Below are 14,980 nucleotides of genomic sequence, written 5' to 3'. Positions count from 1 at the left end.
GCACCTAGCTTCGTGGCGAGGTCGTGTAGCCACTGGCGCGGGTGTTCCGTGGTCGGCTCATCAGGCACGGGAGGCCTCCTGGTCCAGCGCGATGGGGAACGGCTGCCCGGCCCACTGCTGCCGGAACCGCTCCCGGCGCAGCACCCACAGTGGGTCGTCCGCGAAGTCCGACCAGTCCACGTCGGACAGCCACGGGTAGCACTTCGACCCGTACTCGTCCTCGTCGTAGATGCCCTCGTCGAATAGGGCCCGCTGGTAGGCGTCGCACTGCTGGCACGCCTTGTTGGTGTGCCAGCCGTCACCGGTGACGCCCTCCCAGCGGGAGTAGGTCTCGCCGACGGGGATGGTGCGGGCGCACTGGTCGCAGCGGTGCTCGATGCGAGCGCGTGGGGTGGTGCTGGTGCTGTAGACGCTCACCGGATCCACCGCTGCCGTAGCCGCTCCCACAGCCATCGCGGGCAGGGGGTCGTGCCGAGCTTCCGCGGGCCGGCCGGTGTGGTCCGCACGATGAGCAGGACACGCTGGCCGGGACGGGTCCGGCCGCCGCTGACGTGGGTGGCGGGGACAATACGAATCACTGCCCTGCCTCCTGGCTGGTGTCGGTGGTGTCGGGGTAGGCGATGGTGAACGCGGCCCCCGGCGACGCCTTCACGGGCTCCCAGTGGGCGTGCCACTCACCTTCGAGGTCACAGGGGCCTCCGTAGTCGGCGCAGTTCTTGACGCGGGGGTGCAGGTGCACCCACACCTCCTCCGTGCTCACGTCGACGGCGAGGGGTTCCATGTCGTGCTGAATCTTGGCGAGCACGTCCGTTGCGTCGAGGTCGTGGCCCTCGAAGATCAGGCCGGACCCCTCCTGCGTGTGGATGAGGCGGGGGTAGGAGCTCACTGTCCTGCCTCCTGGCTGGTGCGGGCGCGGTGCGCGTCGAGGGCGCGGAGGGCATCCGGGTACACCCTGAGGGCGTACCCGATGGCCCGGCGGACGAACTCAACCTGCGCTGGATGCTCGGCGGGGTCCTGGCTGGCCACACCCACGGGCTTCAACATGCCCGGCGGGACGTTGCAGCCGCTGAGGCCGCGGTGCACGGGTTCGGCGAGAGCGTCCGCCAGAGCCTCGATCGCGGCCTCGTCGTCGCTGCTGGTGTCAGCGACCTCCGCGTCGAGGAACGCAGCCACGGCCAGGTAGCGGGCGCCCTCGCGCAGGTACTCGCGGCGGGGCCATTCGGCGAAGTGCACGCCATCGACCCAGAAGCCGCCGGGGAGTCCATCGTCGCGGGTGACGGGTCCGACGTCGGGGAGCTGCTGCGCCGCATGCAAGCGCTCGACCTCGGCGGTGAGCGCTGGGATGCGGGCGTGGTGGTCTAGGACGCCGCAGCCGCCGCGGATGGCGATGACCTCCGCTTCAGCGGCGAGTGCGCGGCGTTCCCACGCGGAGGAGGTGTCGTGCTCGCGGGCGAGCTGCCGCTGGGTTTCCTGCAGCGCGGCCGTCCGGTCGTTCCAGGCTTGCTCGGCGCCCTGGATGGCGTCGCGGAGCTTGTCGATGTGGGTCACTGTCCTGCCTCCTGACCGCCGATGTTCAGTTCGATGTGGCTGCCGACGGAGTGCCACGCGGGCTCGGCCTCCTGGCTGGTGCGGGCGCGGTGCGCTTCGGCCGCGTCCAGCCGGCGCTCCAGGTCCATCGCTACGAACGAGCGGCGGACGACATCACCGGGTCCTTTCCTCACGACGTCGATGTACTCGCGGATGGTCTTGCTCACGGCGTCCTCGTTGTCGCTGCTGGGGCCGGTGGCTTCCGCGTCGAGTAACGCAGCCACGGCGAGGAGGCGTGCGGCCTTCAGTCGTTCGACGTGAGCCTCGGCGTTGGCATGAGCCGACCAGATGCCACCGACCAGGAAGCCTTCGGGGCGTCGCTCGACGGGTCCGGCGTCGGGGAGCTGCTGCGCGGCACGCAGACGGTGCAACTCGTCTTCGGCGCGCTCCAGGTCGACCACGGCGTTGTCGCAGCCTTCCCGGGCCTCGGCCAGCTCGGATTCCAGACGGCTCGTCGTCCGCCCCCACGCCTCGTGCTTGTGCTCCAGCTCGTCACGCAGTCGTTGACCCAGGACTCCCAGGCTGGCGATGAGGTCGACAGGATCGGCGAGTATGTCCTGACGGTTCGGGGCGACGGCGTCGGCAGCCTGGTCGATGCGCTTCAGCTCGGCACGGGCCTCGTCCCGCTCTCGGCGAGCATCCATGAGGGCCACCCACACGGCGGGGGAGGCCTGCTGGCCGCGGAGGTCCTCCAGGCCGTTCTCCTGCTCAGCGGCGGTGGGGGCGGTCTGGGCGTTGACGGCGTCGACGACGCGGCGGGCGTCATCGGGGTGCTCGAAGACGGCGACGGTGCGGTGGGGTTCGATGGCGAGCTTGATGGTGCGGTCGCCGTCGAGGGTCCAGCGGGCGTAGGTCTCGTAGGCCTTGGTTTCAGCCACGGGGCGGCTCCTGGGTGGTGAGGGCTGCGATGGCAGCGCGTGCGATGGGGGAGTCCATGGGGATGCGGGCGCGCAGGAGGTCGTCGTTGACGCGGGTGAGGCGGTGGTTGGCGACGCCGCCGAAGAACCGCGGGGCGGGGCCGTCGGGTGCGCCGGTACCCATGGCGCGCAGGGTGACCTGGAGCTCGTCGGCGTCGCGGTGGAGGACCTGCTCCACCTCATGCACGCGCAGCTCGTAGACCTCGCCGGTGGCGAGGCGAAGCTCGCCGATGGGGGTGGGCGTGGAGGTCAGGGCCATCCACCGGGGTGCCTGGGTCACTGTTCGTCCTCGCTGCTCTCCTCAGCGGCTTCGAAGCGCGCGCGGACGGCGGGGTCCTCGATGGCGTCGAGGTCGACAGTGAGCGCGAGGGGGCGGGGGACGGCGTGCTTCTGGGCGAGGAGGTTGTGGGGGTGCGTCTCCTCGGTCATGGCGGTGTCGCCGAGGAGGTTGAATCGCTGGACGGCCTGGTCGCCGCCAACGTTCAGCCAGTCGTCGATGACGACCTCGGTGCCGATCTGGGCGTCGTGGTCGGCGTGGGGGTCCTCGGCGATGGCGCGGCGGACGATGCGGTGGTCCATCTCGGTCATCGGATCTCCTTGGGTTCAGCGGGGAAGGTGGTGAGGTTGTCTGCGGCTGTACGGAGTGCCCGGGCGAGCTCGATGCGCAGGCCGACCTCGTCGACGGTGACCGCGACCTGGCCGGCGGCGGTGGCGTCGCCGATGTGAATGGGGACCGCGATGGTGCAGTCACCGACGACGTGGGGCTGAGCGCCAGTGACGGCGACCTCCCGGGCCAGGGGGTGCAGCAGGATGCGGAACGCGGTCTCGACGTGGGCTTGGGGGACGCGCGCCATCAGGACTCCTTGCGGGTGGTGGTGAGGTGGGCGGTGCCGGCGACGTCCCAGGCGGAGCGGGCGTGGCGGAGGATCCCGCCGCCCTTGACCTCGCGGGCGCCGACGAGTTCGGGCGGGTAGCTGCGCAGGGGGCGGGAGCCGTTGCCTGCGGGTGGGACGAACATGACGTCGGCGCCAGTGGTGACGAGGGCGCCGGTGACGGCCCCGGCGATGGCGCCGAGGGCGATGAGGTCCTTGGGGTGCATGGGGGACTTCGCGCCACCCATGTGCCAGGACGGGGCCCGGACGGACTCGATGGCGTAGATGCGGACGTCGAGGCCGCGCGTGAGGTCCTGCAGGGCTTCGGTGATGCGGACGATGTAGCCGGGGGCGGGCAGCTGCTCGAGGCCGGGGTAGGTGATGCGCTCGGCCTTGTCGGATTCGATGACGGCGTGGGCGACGTAGGCGTTGCGGTGGCGGACGACGATGCCGGTGCTGGCGCCGCCGGGGTCGATGCCGACGACGAACCAGCTCACTGGCCGCCCCAGGCGTGGATGAGGATGCCGGGACGCTGGTGGACCTCGACGGGCTGGAAGACGACGTCGTGCTCGTCGGAGGGCAGCGCACCGCGGATGAGGCTGATGGTGGGCTGGTAGTCGCGCTCGGGTCGGCGGCTGGCGCCGGGGATGACGGACAGGTGCAGGCGGCTGATGCGCTGGTCGGCGAGGCCGACGCGCGCCCGCTCGAAGACGAGGCGCTGGCGCCAGACGGCGGCGCGGTGCTCGTTGTGGCCCTCCGGCATCCAGCAAGCACGTCCGCCCGTGTCGGTGGGGGCGGCGATGAACAGCGTCCAGCGGGTCGGCTTTGGCTGGCCTTTGGGGGAGGTGACAGCGGTGGCCTGAGCGACGATCGCGTCGACGGCTCGGCGGTCGCGGTCGGAGAAGAGGGGCTGGTGCGCAGTCATGCGGTTCTCCGGATCTTGTGGCGGAGGCGGAGCTTCTGCACTCCGCTGGGGGTGAGGCCGATGCGGTAGCCGATCTGCTGGTCGGTGAGGCCGGCGGAGTAGAGGAGCTCGACGGTCTCGACGACGTCGGGTTCGTTGGCGTAGCGGGCGGTGCCGGCGCCTGCCGTGGTGTCGACGCCTTCGGGGGTGACGGTGGGGTCGTCGATGGTTTCGTCGTCCCAGGCCGCCGGCGGCGCCCAGCGGTGGCGGGCGGCGTGGGCGTGCGGCTGGCGTGCGGGGAGGCGGGTGGAGGACAGGCGGTCGTAGGCGTCCGCGATCGTGGCCGCGATGACGGCGGCCACGGTGGAGGGGCCGTTGTCGGAGCGGGCGTCGGAGAGGGTCATGACCGGGATGCCGATCTCCTGGCTGAGACGGGAGAGTCCCCAGCCCATCCAGGTGAGGGCCTGCAGGCGGCGGCGGGTGCCGGTGACGCCGATGAAGCCGGCGGTGGGTGGCCCGGCGGTGAGGATGCGGCGGACGGTGGCGTGCTGGAGGTCGCGGCGGTGGCCGGCCCGGATCTCGCGGACGATCTCCCAGCAGGTGGGTTGGGCGACGCCCGTGGCGGAGGCGATGGCCAGGGGCTCCCAGCCCAGCGCGATCCAGTGCTCGAGGCGGGTGAAGGCCCGGGCCTGGGCGGTGGCGAGCGCGGTGGCGTTGTAGCGGCCGGTGCGGTTGAGCTTGGTGAGGCGGGCGTCGTGGGCTCGGCAGTCGGCGCACTTGCAGCGGGACCAGGTGGAGCCGGGGCGGCGGATGCAGCGCTGTGCGTCGTTCTCCGGGGCCGGAGCGGTGTCGCTGGTCTCCGCGTCCGCAGCGAGCGCCGCCGGGGCGTGTGGGGCGGTCACGGGGCCACCCGCTGGGTGCGGCGGTCGAGGGCTCCGATCCACTGGACGGCGACGGCTGCGACCTGGATGAGCTCGGCGCGCAGCAGCTGGGGGTCGTCCTCGGCGAAGGCTTCGTGGACTTCCTCGCGGAGGATGTCGGTCCACGTCAGCTGGCCCTGCGCGGTGGCCAGGTCGCAGTGCTGGCGGAAGACGTTGGAGAGGCTCCGGTAGGTGGCGCCGCCGGTGCCGTCGGGGTGGTTCTGCTCGTTCCACTTCGCGTCCTGGCGGGCGAGTTCGGCCTGGACCTGGTCGAGGACGGTGGGGGGCTGGGCGGCGTAGTCCCACTCCCACTCTCCGGGCTCCCACCCGGCCTTGACGGTGATGGGGCCGTTGCGGACGGGGGTGGTCTCCTCGTGGGTGTAGGACTCCCAGGCCTCGAAGACGTCCCCGTCGTTGATGAGGGCGGCGACGTAGCAGACGTCGTCGTCCATGGCAGCTGAGACCCAGGGCTGCTGCGGGTCGGGGGTGATGGTTCGGCACGGGGCGTCCTGCGGGGCCTGGCAGGTGACGACGGCGTGCACATTGGCGTGGGGGCCGTGGGTCCAGGTGATGGTGTGGTCACTCACGGGCGAGCCTCCTTCGCGACGAGGAGCGGGTTGCGGCCGTGGGGGTGGCCGAGGGCGCGCCAGGCGGTGGGGGTGAGGGTGATGCGGCGGCCGTGGTCGCCGTCGCCGGCCTGGCGGTAGTCGAACCGGATGCGGGTGGTGTGCTGGGTGTCGACGTCGACGAGGCCCATGTCGCGGGCCCGGGTGATGGTGCTGTCGGCGTAGGCCGTCAGGCGAGACAGGGGGCCGCCCGGACGGAGGGCGGGGACGACGAGCACCTGGCGGCCGGCCTTGCCGCCGACGAGGTAGCAGGGGCCCATGTCGTCGCGCCAGGCGAGCTTCTTCAGGAGGTCGCGGACGGCGCCGGTCAGTTCTGGGGTGGGCTGCTCGGTCATCAGCTGGTGCGCTTCCGGTAGGCGGGGATGGTGGACTTCAGGGCCACGCAGACGAGGCGGGGTCCGATGCGGATGCCGGCGCCGACAACGCGGCCGTTCTGGCGGAGGGCGCCGATGGGGCGGCCGTGCCGTTTGGCGCGCATCGTCCAGATGACGAAGGGGCCGATGAGGGTGTCGCCGGGGATCCGGTCGCGGCGGCCGGTCACGAGGACATCTCCGTGAGGGCGGTGCGGAGCCGGTGGGCGACGTCCGCGGTGCCGTGGCCGTCCCACTCGGGGGCGCACACCACGTCGGGGACCGGGTCGAAGAGGGCCCAGTCCGCGGCGGGGTAGTGGTTGCTGACCTGGCCGGTGGGCAGCTGCGCGGTGACGATGAACCAGCCGCCCCCGAAGCAGGGCTCGCCGTCGTGGTGTCGCCAGGAGCGGACGACGGGGATCATCTCGGCGAGCCAGGTGCGGACGGCGTGGGCGTGGAGAAGCAGCCGGAACTCGTAGAGCTCGTCGAAGGTGTGGAAGCCGTCGGAGGTATCGCCGGTTGCGGTGGGCTGGTCGGTCATGGGGTCGTCTCCCGGGGGATGGCGGCCAGCAGGGCGTGGACGTGAGCGATGCCGACGGAGATGGCCGTGTTCGCGGACACCTTCGCGACGAGGTCGACGTAGGCGGCCTGGTCACCGCGGCAGATGTCCCAGACTCGGTCGACGTTGGTGTCGTGCTGCTTCGTCGCCGCGATCAGCAGCTCCTCCGCTTCGTGGTAGTGCTCGCCGGGGGTCACTGGGTCACCGCCCGCAGGGGCGTGGTGCGGTTGGCGAGGTCGCGGTGCTCGCGCAGTCGCATGACCCGGGAGCGCACCGACAGGTACCGGCGGCCGAGGCGGCCGGCGAGGGTGTGCAGGAGCTCGTCGGGGGAGTCGATGTGCTCCTGAGCGAGGGCTAGGTCGCGGGTGCCCCACATGAGGTGTTCGCGGGGGGCGTCGTCGACGGGGACGGGGCTGCTGGCGATGAGCTCGCGCAGGTCCCGTTCGGTGGTGTCGATGGCGAGGTCGGTGTCGTGGGTGTCGGTGGTCATGCGTGCTTCTCCTCGGTGAGGGGGGTGACGTCGCAGCCGCAGTGCTTGAGGGGCTGGCCGTGGGTCTCGCAGCGGGGCTGGACGACGCGGAGGCGGGTGCCGGGGCCGGGGAGGGACTGCCACACGCCGACCCAGGCCTGGGCGAAGGCTGCGGGGCGGTCGGCGCGGTAGGCCTGCTGGGCGGCGTGCACGAGGCGTTCGTCGCCGTGGAGGGCGATGGCGGCTTCGATGGCCTCGATGTGCTGGGGGGTGAGGCGGTCCCAGCGGACGATGAGCTTCCGGGCCTCGAGGGCGGCCTTGAGGATGACCAGCGAGTCCGGGAGGTCTGTGCTGGCCGTGGCGTTGTCCACAGGCTGCGGCGGCGGCGCGTCTACTGCTGCCGCAGCAGCAGCGAGATGTTCCGAAGGAACATTTGGTCGGGTCGGGTCGGGTCGGGTCGGGGGTTCGCCAGCAGGTGAAGCACCTGCTTCGTGGTTGCTTCGCTGGTGTGCGTCGCGCTTGGCTCGTCTGGCGGCGCCAGATGCCTTGCCGCCCAGCCGACCCGCCTCGGCTTTGTCCGCCCGGCGGGCTTCCTCGTCAGCCCGGGAAGGCTGCCTGTCGAGCCAGTCATGGAAGCGCCAGCCGTCGGCGTCGCGCGTCCAAAGACCGGCCGTCACGAGCTTGTCGGCCTGCCGTCGCGTGCCCAAGAGCCTCAGGATGTGCTCGGGGACGTGTCCGTCGGTGAGGTGCTGGCCGCACCAGGAGCCTGCTCGGACCCAGAGGCCCATGGCTTCGTTGCCGGCTGCCATGACCTTGGGGTGGAAGGCGAGGTTGTCGTCGACTTTAAACCAGGTCAAGAGGTCCTCCCGTGGAGCGGAGGCGGTCGCAGACGCGGCACTGGCGGTGCCCGCGCGGGTCGATGCGGAGTGACTCGGGTGTGTAGGTGTGACCCCGGCCGCAGGCTGTCCGGGCGCGTCTGGTGTTCATGGGTGATGCCGGCGAGCGCAGCACGTTGTGCCGGTTCGTCACCTCAACCAGGTGCTCGTGGTTGACGCAGGCCTTCACGTCGCACAGGTGGTCGAGGACCAGGCCAGATTGTGGCCAGCGTCCTGTGGCCTGGTACCAGGCGACGCGGTGCGCCAGACGCAGTCGGCCCTCGAGCCAGAAGACGCCGTACCCGCGGTTGTTACGAGCACGCAGCCAGATCAGGCACCCTGCGGCGTCCTCTGCCGCATGAGCGGATCGGAACCGTTCCTGCCAGTCCACCGGTCACCTCCTTTCCTTCTTGGTCTCGGTGTCGTGCGGGTCGCAGCACGGGTGGGTGTCGGTGATGTCCGCGATGAGCGGGTGCAGCGGGGTGAGGCACACCGCGCACACGGGCCCCGGGGGGATGACGGGGCGCCGGCGCCGGAACGGTGGTGGCTGCCGGACCCGTCCGGCGCCGGGCGGTGGGGGTCGCCGCGGGGACGGCTCGCTCACGACCGGCTCCCGCGGAACTGCCTCCCGCAGATGAGGCGGCAGTAGCGGGCGTTCCGGGGCTTTCCCGTCAGTGGGCGGCCGCAGTACCTGCACTTGCGGTGTTCGGTGTCGCCGTTCATGAAGCGTCTGAGGCGGGTGATGACCTCCCGCTCCATCTGGCTGACGCGGGACTCCGTGACGTTGAGGTATCCGGCGATGGTCAGCAGGTGCAGCTCGTCGACGAACCGCCACTGCAGCAGTCGCCGATCGCGGTCGGTGAGGTGGTCGATTGCCCGCGTCAGGTCGATGCGGTCCATGGCGCGGTCGATGTGGTTGACGGGGTCCTGGATGGTGTCGCCGAGGGTGAGAGAGACTCGATCCCCGCCTGTGACGAGGGGCATGTCGAGGGACACCTGGGCGGCCATCGCCTTGTGGCGGGTGCTGCCGGGCCGCCCGTGGCGAGCGCGGAAGTCGTCGGTGATGGCGCCGTTGATGCGGTGCCACAGGTGCGGAGCGACTTCGCCGCGGGCCGGGTCCCACGCGCGGGCGGCCTGCAAGAGGCCGAGGTTCGCGGCCGACGCGGCTTCGTCACGCTCGCTGGGCGCCACGTCGAGCAGGCGCCTGCGGGTGATGCTCATCGCGATGTCCCCGTGGTCCGCGATGAAGCGCTCCTCAGCGGTCGGAGCGGGGTCAGAGCTCATCGGTCCGGCTGAGCCAGGACGATGGGCATGTCCCGGCCGCAGCGCAGGTAGAAGGCCCGGAGGTACCCGGCGCAGATGTTCGTCATGACGACGATCTCGTGGAGGGTGGCGCCGTTCTCGGCGAGCCACTCGACGTCGTCGAACAGCTTGCCGATGTCGGGGGTGATGACGGTCCCGCCGGTGGGGGCGGGCCCGGGGAGCGGGTTGAGGCTCATGGGTTCTCCTGCAGGACGGGGGGAAGGGCCCGGCCGTGGCGGGCGTAGGTCACGCGGATCCGGTAGGGCGGGGTGTCGACGGCTCGGACGATCTCGGCGACGGAGCAGCCGGTGTCCGCGAGCTGCTCGACCTGGTCGAAGAAGCGGCGGGTGGGGATGGACAGCTGGTGCACGACGGCGGCCGGGGTGCTGACCGGCGTGGGCTTCGCGGACCAAGCGGCCTGCTGCGGGCTGGGCTTGGGTGCGGCGGGGATCGGCCGGTCCGCAGCGGGCTGAGCGGCGGCGTCGGCGCGGATGGCCGCTTCCCAGCACTGCCCGCAGGCGGTCGCCCCGAGGAGGCGCCCGGTGCCGTGTCCGGCGCGCCGGCAGTGCTTGCGGGCGGCCTCAGCGAGGGGGTGGGTGGCGATGAACCACCAGGCGCCGCCGTCGGTGCGGGGGCCGGGCAGCTTCCGGGTGCCGCGTTCCCGGCCGCGCTTGACGCCGTCGCGGATGAGCATCTGCCCGGTGCGGATGGACTCCTGCTCGCCCTTGGTGAGGTTCAGCAGGGCCAGGCGCGCCGACACCGCGGTCTGGTGCTTGCCGATGCGGGCAGCGAGGTCGCGGTGGGAGAGGCCGTGGATGTCGGCGAGCTTGCGCATGGCGCGGGCTTCCTCGATGGGGTCGAGGTCGGTGCGCTGCCCGTTCTCGACGAGCATCGCGGCGAGGACCTCGTCGGGGGCCATCTCGTCGCGGACGAGGATCTGGATGTGGCCGCGGCCCAGGTGCTGCAGCGCGGCGAGGCGGCGGTGGCCAGCGACGACGACGTAGCGGTCGTGGCTCCAGTCGCCGCGCTCGTCGACCTCGTGGACGCGGCGGACCACGACGGGCTGCAGGAGACCGGTCTCAGCGATGGACTGCGCGAGCTCGGTGATGTCACCGACGTCCTCGCGGAGGTTGTGCGGGTCGGGCTCGACGTCCTCGATCGGGACGGTGAGCAGCTCCTGCCGCGGCGCCACGCTCACGAGGTGCCGCCTGAGGCCAGCGCGGCGTGCAGCTGCTCAGCGAACTGGACGAGCTTCGGCGTGCAGTCCAGTCCGTCGCGGGCGTCGCGGAGGACATCGGCCAGCCACGACCAGCCGTCCTCGACTTCCAGACTGATCTCGAGGTAGGGGACGTCCTCCGCGGCGCACTCGTTGAGCGCGGCCTGCAGCGCGCTGGCCGCGTTGGCGAGGGCCGGATCGGTGAGGGGGGTGGTACTCGTGCTGGTGATCACGGGGTGGCTCCTTCGCGTTCGGCGGCGAGCGCGGCTTCGAGGTGGTCGATCTGGTCGAGGAGGGAGATGACGGTCTCGGCGTCGACGGCTGCGAGGTAGTCGGCGACGGGGGAGCGGAAGCCGACGACGTCGTGCCGGTAGACGCGGGAGTCGTGCTGGCTGGTGGCGTCGCGGCACACCTCGTAGATGGGGATGTCGCTGGCCTGCTCCATCCCGAACCACCCGAGGTGGCTGACGCGGAAGGTGGGCTGGGCGGTGTTCATGCCCTTGCGGGTGAACCGCATCAGGAACTGCTGACCGTTGCCGTCGGTGCAGAGCGAGTAGTTGCCGTGCTTGCTGTTGCCGGCCCAGCGCCAGCGTCCGGCGAGGTTCTGGTCGATGAGAGCGGTAGCCAGCTGGCGGAGCTTCTCGCGGGTGGTCATGGCTGCTCCGGTGCGGTGAGGGCCGAGACGTCGACGCGGAGGCCGGCGGCGAGCGCGGCGAGTTCGGTGTCGCCGCGGAGGTGGCGCATGCCGTAGCGCAGGTCGTGGATGTCCTGGGCGGTGGGCTTGTAGCTGGGGCTGCTGCAGTGCTCAGCGACGTCGGCGGTGGTCCAGCCGCGAGTGAGGCGGAGGACGTGGACGTGGCGGCCGACGCGCTGGGCCCGCTCGCAGACGGTGAGCGCTGACCAGGGGCGCCGCTCGACAGGGCGCAGGGTGTCAAGGAGGGGCCGCAGGTCGGCGGTGCGGATGGCGTTCCCGTGGTGGTCGACGCCCGCAACGTCGGGGTGCAGCTGGTGCGCGAGGCGGCGCAGCTCCGTGGCGACAGCGGTGCGGATGCTCATGCTGCTCTCCTGAGGTCTCGGCTCATGTCGCGGCGGGGTCGTTCGGCGATGCCGCCCCACACGCCGTGGCGTTCGCCGTTGTCGAGGGCGAGCTGCAGGCACTGGTCCCGCACCTCGCAGCGGGCGCAGATCGCCTTGGCGGGGCGGCTGGACTCGCCCTGCTCGGGGAAGAACACGTCGGTGTCGACCTGGGCGCAGAGGGCGTCCTGCATCCAGGCCGTGTCGTTGATGAGGCTCACCGTCGGTCACCCCGTCGGGGGCGGTCGGTGTAGATGAGGAGGGCGCCGGCGAGAAGCAGGACACCGGAGGCGAGGCCGATGAGGTAGCCCAGAACGCCGGGTCCCATCAGGCACCTCCCTGCGGGCGGGCGGGTTCCTGGTCGTCGGGGAGGCGTTCGCCGAGGATGACGGCGTCGTAGATGGCCATGACGGTGCGGACGTCGCCCATCGCGGTGTGCTCGAGGTCCGGGTCGATCGTGACGTCGAGCGCGGCGGCGCAGGCGGCCAGGCCTCCGAGGTCCTCGTCGCCGATGAAGCCGACGGCCATGGCTTCGACGTCGCGGGTGCGGTAGTGCCAGCGGGGCGCGTGGCCGTCGGTGCGGACGAGGCGCTCGAGGATCTGCACGTCGAAGGCGGGGTTGGCGCCGACGATGGTCGCGCCGGACGTCCACTGCGCGAGGAGCCGGGCCGCCTTCGGGACGGCGAGCACGACGGGGCCGGGCTCCTGCGGCACCGGGCGGGGCGCGTCCGCGGGCTTCGGGGTCGTGAAGGGCGGCTGCGCCGGGATGGTCGAGATGGCGATGCCGTGGGGGTGCCGCGCGTAGTAGCGGCCGATGTCGAGGGCTCCGGGTTCGGCGCGGACCTCCTCGATGGGGAGGAAGAACTCCAGGGGGCGTTCGGTGCCGTCGGGTTCGCGGCGGACCAGGGCGATCTCCCAGGCCTGGCGGCCGGGGCCGAGGCCGGTGGTCTCGGTGTCGAAGAAGACGAGGGGGCGCTTGCTCATCAGTGGCTCCCGTTGGCGCGGCGGACGGGCATCTGCAGGTAGCGGGTGTTGGGGCGACCGCCGGTGATGACCACGGGCCGGTAGGGGACGGTGAAGGCGAACGTGACGCGGTCGCCGCCGACGGCGTCCAGGCCGTCGAGGAGGAACTGCGGGTTCAGGGCTGCGTCGAACGCCTCGGCCCCGGTGAGGGTGGTCGCGACGGTGGTGGTCGCGTCGAGGTCCGTCTTGTCGCCAGCGATGAGCACCACGACGTTGCGGCCGAACGCCAGCTCCACGGGCGTATTGCGGGGGGTCGCGACCATGAGGCGGCGCAGGGCCCGGGCAAGGTCCCCGCGGTCGACGGTGGCGGCGATGGGTGACTCGGGAGGCCAGAGAGAGTCGACCTTGGGGTACTCCCCATCGACGCACTTGACCCGGCAGGAGCGGCTGCCGACCACGAAGACGATGAACTCGTCGACGGTGCTGATCGTGACCTCTCCCTCGCGCTTGGCGAGGCGGGCGATGTGCTCAAGCGCGTCCGTCGGAACGAGGGCTTGGAAGCCGGCGGGGACCGGGTGCAACGTATTGACGTCGAGGAGGCGGAAACGGTCGGTGGCCGCGGCGACCAGCGACCCCTGACGTTCGGTGAGGCGCACCGCGTGGATGATCGGCAGCGTGAAGTCGGAGGTGGCCGCCGTTCCGGCCAGCGCGAGCGCCTGGACGTCGTCGGCGGACACGGTCGCGATGTGCTGGACCTCGTCGGCGGGGATGGCCGGCCAGTCGCCAGCGTCCATGGTGATGAGCTGGTAGGTGACGCCGTCCCCGGCGATCCGCAGGAACTCGCGTCCGCTGCGGTGCAGCAGGGTCAGGATGATGCTGGCGCCGGGCCCGATGGCTCGCACGATCGCGGCGAAGGCGGATGCGCTGACCACGGTGGAGCGGGCGGGGTGCCCGACCTGCGGCAGCTGCAGCGTCGCGGTGTTGACCACGTCGTAGTTGGTCCGGCGCAGGGTGAGCTGGTCGCCTTCGACGTCGAGGCGGACGCCCGCCAGGATCGGAACGGGGGGCCGGCGGCCGATGAGGGCGTTGACGTCGGTCAACGCTTCGGCGAGGGCCTTGGAGTCGACGCCGGCGACGAAGGTGTGGGGCGCGTGGGCGTCCTCGCCGACGCCGACGGGTTCGGTCACGGTGGTCATCGGGCTCCTCCTTCGAGTGCCTGTTCGATCAGCAGCTGCAGGCCGTGCGGGACGTCGTGGACGCGGTGCTGGTGCCAGGCGCCCTGGGTGCCGTCGGCGCGCAGGAACGGTCCGGAGATGTAGACCACGCGGGGCTTGTCGTCGTGGGTGGCGCGGACCTCGACGGTGTGGGCGAGGATCCGCAGAGTGCGTTCGCCGCGGGGCAGTTCGACGACGAAGGCGGGCACGCGGAAGGTGGTGACGGTGGTCGTCACCTGAGAGATGTCGGAGACGGCGGTGGTGCTCACCGGTTCGCCTTCCGGGAGGCGCGGGCGAGGCGGTTCTTGACGCGGCGGGCGTCGCGGCGGTTGCGCTGGCCGGCGCCGCGTTCGGTGAGGACTTCGCGGCCGAGGTCGTCGGTGGTGGTCTCGAACCCGGCGTAGACGTGCTTGGCCTCGCGGTTGAGTCCGGCGAGGATGTGCAGCTGGTAGGTGTTGAGCTCGGTACTGGTCACGGGGTGGGCTCCAGGATGCGAGTGAGTCGGTAGATGCGGGCGGGCTTGCCCTTGTTGCCGCCGCGGAGGTCGGTGCTGTCGGTCCAGTCGACGAACTCCAGGGCCCCCTTGGCGGCGAGGGTCTGGTAGACGGTGCCGATGAGGCGGGGGTAGACGACGAGGTCGGTGGACCCGTCGGCGTTGGTGCGGGTCAGGCTGGTGCGGACCCGGTTGGGGTTGACCAGGCCGTCGTGGGTGAGCGCGTCGTCGACGATGGCGTCGACGATGCGTTCCCGGTCGCGGTCGTGGATGGGGTCGCCGTTCATCAGCGCGCAGATCGCGGCCACCAAGGGCCCGGCGGGTTTCGGCGCCGGGGGTCGGGGCGGCTCGGGTTCGGGGAGAGCGGCGAGCGCTTCGAGGATGTCGAGGGTTCCGTGTCCCTCGTTGGGGTGGGCGCTCATCGCAGCTCCCGGCGAGCTTCGGTGCAGGTCTGCTCGACTTCGAGGGTGACGGACTGGCGGAACGCGGGGTCGGGGGTGCGGTGGAACTGCATGACGCTGCGCTGCAGGGAACGGGGCAGGTGCTTCCAGCAGATGTCGCAGACGAGGCGACGGCCGTCCATGACGGTGTCGCATCCGCCGAGGCACCGGGGAAGGGTCGCGCCAGCGCTGTTTCGGA

31 protein-coding genes are annotated in these 14,980 nt (G+C 71.6%); all 31 read right to left on the bottom strand.

Going from position 1 to position 14,980, the window contains the following annotated elements:
- Nucleotides 1-60: 60 nt before the first annotated feature.
- Nucleotides 61-417: a hypothetical protein gene (locus KRAD_RS02345; RefSeq protein ID WP_011981634.1), complete on the bottom strand. Its 357-nt coding sequence runs from the start codon at nucleotides 415-417 to the stop codon at nucleotides 61-63.
- 157 nt (nucleotides 418-574) lie between these two features.
- A complete protein-coding gene (locus tag KRAD_RS02340) occupies nucleotides 575-886 on the bottom strand; it encodes a hypothetical protein (RefSeq protein WP_011981632.1) in 312 nt (103 codons plus the stop codon).
- Nucleotides 883-1,548, bottom strand: a complete 666-nt coding sequence (locus tag KRAD_RS02335; RefSeq protein WP_011981631.1) for a hypothetical protein — start codon at nucleotides 1,546-1,548, stop codon at nucleotides 883-885. The genes KRAD_RS02340 and KRAD_RS02335 overlap by 4 nt, the downstream gene beginning before the upstream one ends.
- On the bottom strand, nucleotides 1,545-2,465 hold the full coding sequence (locus KRAD_RS02330) for a hypothetical protein (RefSeq protein ID WP_011981630.1): 921 nt from the start codon (nucleotides 2,463-2,465) through the stop codon (nucleotides 1,545-1,547). Before KRAD_RS02330 ends, KRAD_RS02335 begins: the two co-directional genes overlap by 4 nt.
- Nucleotides 2,458-2,784: a hypothetical protein gene (locus tag KRAD_RS02325; RefSeq protein WP_011981629.1), complete on the bottom strand. Its 327-nt coding sequence runs from the start codon at nucleotides 2,782-2,784 to the stop codon at nucleotides 2,458-2,460. The genes KRAD_RS02330 and KRAD_RS02325 overlap by 8 nt, the downstream gene beginning before the upstream one ends.
- Nucleotides 2,781-3,092 carry a hypothetical protein gene (locus KRAD_RS02320; protein ID WP_011981628.1) on the bottom strand — a complete coding sequence of 104 codons (312 nt, stop codon included), beginning with the start codon at nucleotides 3,090-3,092 and terminating at the stop codon, nucleotides 2,781-2,783. Before KRAD_RS02320 ends, KRAD_RS02325 begins: the two co-directional genes overlap by 4 nt.
- Entirely contained in the window at nucleotides 3,089-3,358 is a 270-nt protein-coding gene (locus KRAD_RS02315; protein WP_011981627.1) for a hypothetical protein, read from the bottom strand. The genes KRAD_RS02320 and KRAD_RS02315 overlap by 4 nt, the downstream gene beginning before the upstream one ends.
- Nucleotides 3,358-3,873 (bottom strand): hypothetical protein, encoded by a 516-nt coding sequence (locus tag KRAD_RS02310; RefSeq protein ID WP_011981626.1) that lies wholly within the window; start codon nucleotides 3,871-3,873, stop codon nucleotides 3,358-3,360. Before KRAD_RS02310 ends, KRAD_RS02315 begins: the two co-directional genes overlap by 1 nt.
- Nucleotides 3,870-4,301, bottom strand: coding sequence for a hypothetical protein (locus KRAD_RS02305; RefSeq protein WP_011981625.1), 432 nt, complete (start codon nucleotides 4,299-4,301; stop codon nucleotides 3,870-3,872). Before KRAD_RS02305 ends, KRAD_RS02310 begins: the two co-directional genes overlap by 4 nt.
- A complete protein-coding gene (locus KRAD_RS02300; protein WP_011981624.1) occupies nucleotides 4,298-5,182 on the bottom strand; it encodes a hypothetical protein in 885 nt (294 codons plus the stop codon). Before KRAD_RS02300 ends, KRAD_RS02305 begins: the two co-directional genes overlap by 4 nt.
- Nucleotides 5,179-5,787 carry a hypothetical protein gene (locus tag KRAD_RS26485; RefSeq protein WP_011981623.1) on the bottom strand — a complete coding sequence of 203 codons (609 nt, stop codon included), beginning with the start codon at nucleotides 5,785-5,787 and terminating at the stop codon, nucleotides 5,179-5,181. The genes KRAD_RS02300 and KRAD_RS26485 overlap by 4 nt, the downstream gene beginning before the upstream one ends.
- Entirely contained in the window at nucleotides 5,784-6,161 is a 378-nt protein-coding gene (locus KRAD_RS02290; RefSeq protein ID WP_011981622.1) for a hypothetical protein, read from the bottom strand. The genes KRAD_RS26485 and KRAD_RS02290 overlap by 4 nt, the downstream gene beginning before the upstream one ends.
- Nucleotides 6,161-6,367 (bottom strand): hypothetical protein, encoded by a 207-nt coding sequence (locus KRAD_RS02285; RefSeq protein WP_011981621.1) that lies wholly within the window; start codon nucleotides 6,365-6,367, stop codon nucleotides 6,161-6,163. The genes KRAD_RS02290 and KRAD_RS02285 overlap by 1 nt, the downstream gene beginning before the upstream one ends.
- Entirely contained in the window at nucleotides 6,364-6,717 is a 354-nt protein-coding gene (locus KRAD_RS02280; RefSeq protein ID WP_011981620.1) for a WDGH domain-containing protein, read from the bottom strand. Before KRAD_RS02280 ends, KRAD_RS02285 begins: the two co-directional genes overlap by 4 nt.
- A complete protein-coding gene (locus KRAD_RS02275; protein WP_011981619.1) occupies nucleotides 6,714-6,932 on the bottom strand; it encodes a hypothetical protein in 219 nt (72 codons plus the stop codon). Before KRAD_RS02275 ends, KRAD_RS02280 begins: the two co-directional genes overlap by 4 nt.
- On the bottom strand, nucleotides 6,929-7,225 hold the full coding sequence (locus tag KRAD_RS02270; RefSeq protein WP_011981618.1) for a hypothetical protein: 297 nt from the start codon (nucleotides 7,223-7,225) through the stop codon (nucleotides 6,929-6,931). The genes KRAD_RS02275 and KRAD_RS02270 overlap by 4 nt, the downstream gene beginning before the upstream one ends.
- The gene (locus tag KRAD_RS02265; protein WP_041291849.1) at nucleotides 7,222-7,575 is read right to left on the bottom strand and encodes a hypothetical protein; all 354 of its coding nucleotides are present in this window, start codon (nucleotides 7,573-7,575) and stop codon (nucleotides 7,222-7,224) included. Before KRAD_RS02265 ends, KRAD_RS02270 begins: the two co-directional genes overlap by 4 nt.
- A 472-nt stretch (nucleotides 7,576-8,047) precedes the next feature.
- Nucleotides 8,048-8,470, bottom strand: coding sequence for an HNH endonuclease signature motif containing protein (locus KRAD_RS27785; protein ID WP_011981616.1), 423 nt, complete (start codon nucleotides 8,468-8,470; stop codon nucleotides 8,048-8,050).
- Nucleotides 8,471-8,679: 209 nt separating this feature from the next.
- A complete protein-coding gene (locus tag KRAD_RS02255; RefSeq protein ID WP_011981615.1) occupies nucleotides 8,680-9,363 on the bottom strand; it encodes a sigma-70 family RNA polymerase sigma factor in 684 nt (227 codons plus the stop codon).
- The gene (locus KRAD_RS02250; protein WP_011981614.1) at nucleotides 9,360-9,578 is read right to left on the bottom strand and encodes a hypothetical protein; all 219 of its coding nucleotides are present in this window, start codon (nucleotides 9,576-9,578) and stop codon (nucleotides 9,360-9,362) included. The genes KRAD_RS02255 and KRAD_RS02250 overlap by 4 nt, the downstream gene beginning before the upstream one ends.
- Nucleotides 9,575-10,579 carry a ParB/RepB/Spo0J family partition protein gene (locus KRAD_RS23855; RefSeq protein WP_011981613.1) on the bottom strand — a complete coding sequence of 335 codons (1,005 nt, stop codon included), beginning with the start codon at nucleotides 10,577-10,579 and terminating at the stop codon, nucleotides 9,575-9,577. The genes KRAD_RS02250 and KRAD_RS23855 overlap by 4 nt, the downstream gene beginning before the upstream one ends.
- A complete protein-coding gene (locus KRAD_RS02240; protein WP_011981612.1) occupies nucleotides 10,576-10,830 on the bottom strand; it encodes a hypothetical protein in 255 nt (84 codons plus the stop codon). Before KRAD_RS02240 ends, KRAD_RS23855 begins: the two co-directional genes overlap by 4 nt.
- Nucleotides 10,827-11,252: a hypothetical protein gene (locus KRAD_RS02235; RefSeq protein WP_011981611.1), complete on the bottom strand. Its 426-nt coding sequence runs from the start codon at nucleotides 11,250-11,252 to the stop codon at nucleotides 10,827-10,829. Before KRAD_RS02235 ends, KRAD_RS02240 begins: the two co-directional genes overlap by 4 nt.
- Nucleotides 11,249-11,653: a hypothetical protein gene (locus KRAD_RS02230; protein ID WP_011981610.1), complete on the bottom strand. Its 405-nt coding sequence runs from the start codon at nucleotides 11,651-11,653 to the stop codon at nucleotides 11,249-11,251. Before KRAD_RS02230 ends, KRAD_RS02235 begins: the two co-directional genes overlap by 4 nt.
- Nucleotides 11,650-11,892 (bottom strand): WhiB family transcriptional regulator, encoded by a 243-nt coding sequence (locus KRAD_RS02225; RefSeq protein ID WP_011981609.1) that lies wholly within the window; start codon nucleotides 11,890-11,892, stop codon nucleotides 11,650-11,652. Before KRAD_RS02225 ends, KRAD_RS02230 begins: the two co-directional genes overlap by 4 nt.
- Before the next feature lie 106 nt (nucleotides 11,893-11,998).
- Complete coding sequence (locus KRAD_RS02220; protein ID WP_011981607.1) at nucleotides 11,999-12,655, bottom strand: 3'-5' exonuclease; 657 nt, start codon at nucleotides 12,653-12,655, stop codon at nucleotides 11,999-12,001.
- Entirely contained in the window at nucleotides 12,655-13,830 is a 1,176-nt protein-coding gene (dnaN, locus tag KRAD_RS02215; RefSeq protein WP_011981606.1) for a DNA polymerase III subunit beta, read from the bottom strand. Before dnaN ends, KRAD_RS02220 begins: the two co-directional genes overlap by 1 nt.
- Nucleotides 13,827-14,117 (bottom strand): hypothetical protein, encoded by a 291-nt coding sequence (locus KRAD_RS02210; protein ID WP_011981605.1) that lies wholly within the window; start codon nucleotides 14,115-14,117, stop codon nucleotides 13,827-13,829. Before KRAD_RS02210 ends, dnaN begins: the two co-directional genes overlap by 4 nt.
- Nucleotides 14,114-14,323 carry a hypothetical protein gene (locus KRAD_RS02205; RefSeq protein ID WP_011981604.1) on the bottom strand — a complete coding sequence of 70 codons (210 nt, stop codon included), beginning with the start codon at nucleotides 14,321-14,323 and terminating at the stop codon, nucleotides 14,114-14,116. The genes KRAD_RS02210 and KRAD_RS02205 overlap by 4 nt, the downstream gene beginning before the upstream one ends.
- Nucleotides 14,320-14,763, bottom strand: coding sequence for a hypothetical protein (locus tag KRAD_RS02200; protein ID WP_011981603.1), 444 nt, complete (start codon nucleotides 14,761-14,763; stop codon nucleotides 14,320-14,322). The genes KRAD_RS02205 and KRAD_RS02200 overlap by 4 nt, the downstream gene beginning before the upstream one ends.
- A complete protein-coding gene (locus tag KRAD_RS25830; RefSeq protein WP_157873451.1) occupies nucleotides 14,760-14,924 on the bottom strand; it encodes a hypothetical protein in 165 nt (54 codons plus the stop codon). The genes KRAD_RS02200 and KRAD_RS25830 overlap by 4 nt, the downstream gene beginning before the upstream one ends.
- Nucleotides 14,925-14,980 lie beyond the last annotated feature (56 nt).

The sequence above is a fragment of the Kineococcus radiotolerans SRS30216 = ATCC BAA-149 genome (assembly GCF_000017305.1).
Taxonomy (GTDB): Bacteria; Actinomycetota; Actinomycetes; order Actinomycetales; family Kineococcaceae; genus Kineococcus; species Kineococcus radiotolerans.
The sequence above is the reverse complement of the archived record's forward strand: the minus strand, read 5'-3'. Positions and strand labels throughout refer to the sequence as shown.

Bases quoted from the DNA above. Each gene is read 5' to 3' on its own strand.
- KRAD_RS02320 (WP_011981628.1), bottom strand. From the start codon at position 3,092: ATGACCGAGATGGACCACCGCATCGTCCGCCGCGCCATCGCCGAGGAC.
- KRAD_RS02315 (WP_011981627.1), bottom strand. From the start codon at position 3,358: ATGGCGCGCGTCCCCCAAGCCCACGTCGAGACCGCGTTCCGCATCCTG.
- KRAD_RS02305 (WP_011981625.1), bottom strand. From the start codon at position 4,301: ATGACTGCGCACCAGCCCCTCTTCTCCGACCGCGACCGCCGAGCCGTC.
- KRAD_RS02290 (WP_011981622.1), bottom strand. From the start codon at position 6,161: ATGACCGAGCAGCCCACCCCAGAACTGACCGGCGCCGTCCGCGACCTC.
- KRAD_RS02280 (WP_011981620.1), bottom strand. From the start codon at position 6,717: ATGACCGACCAGCCCACCGCAACCGGCGATACCTCCGACGGCTTCCAC.
- KRAD_RS02270 (WP_011981618.1), bottom strand. From the start codon at position 7,225: ATGACCACCGACACCCACGACACCGACCTCGCCATCGACACCACCGAA.
- KRAD_RS02255 (WP_011981615.1), bottom strand. From the start codon at position 9,363: ATGAGCTCTGACCCCGCTCCGACCGCTGAGGAGCGCTTCATCGCGGAC.
- KRAD_RS02250 (WP_011981614.1), bottom strand. From the start codon at position 9,578: ATGAGCCTCAACCCGCTCCCCGGGCCCGCCCCCACCGGCGGGACCGTC.
- KRAD_RS02235 (WP_011981611.1), bottom strand. From the start codon at position 11,252: ATGACCACCCGCGAGAAGCTCCGCCAGCTGGCTACCGCTCTCATCGAC.
- KRAD_RS02230 (WP_011981610.1), bottom strand. From the start codon at position 11,653: ATGAGCATCCGCACCGCTGTCGCCACGGAGCTGCGCCGCCTCGCGCAC.
- KRAD_RS02220 (WP_011981607.1), bottom strand. From the start codon at position 12,655: ATGAGCAAGCGCCCCCTCGTCTTCTTCGACACCGAGACCACCGGCCTC.
- dnaN (WP_011981606.1), bottom strand. From the start codon at position 13,830: ATGACCACCGTGACCGAACCCGTCGGCGTCGGCGAGGACGCCCACGCG.
- KRAD_RS02200 (WP_011981603.1), bottom strand. From the start codon at position 14,763: ATGAGCGCCCACCCCAACGAGGGACACGGAACCCTCGACATCCTCGAA.
- KRAD_RS25830 (WP_157873451.1), bottom strand. From the start codon at position 14,924: ATGGACGGCCGTCGCCTCGTCTGCGACATCTGCTGGAAGCACCTGCCC.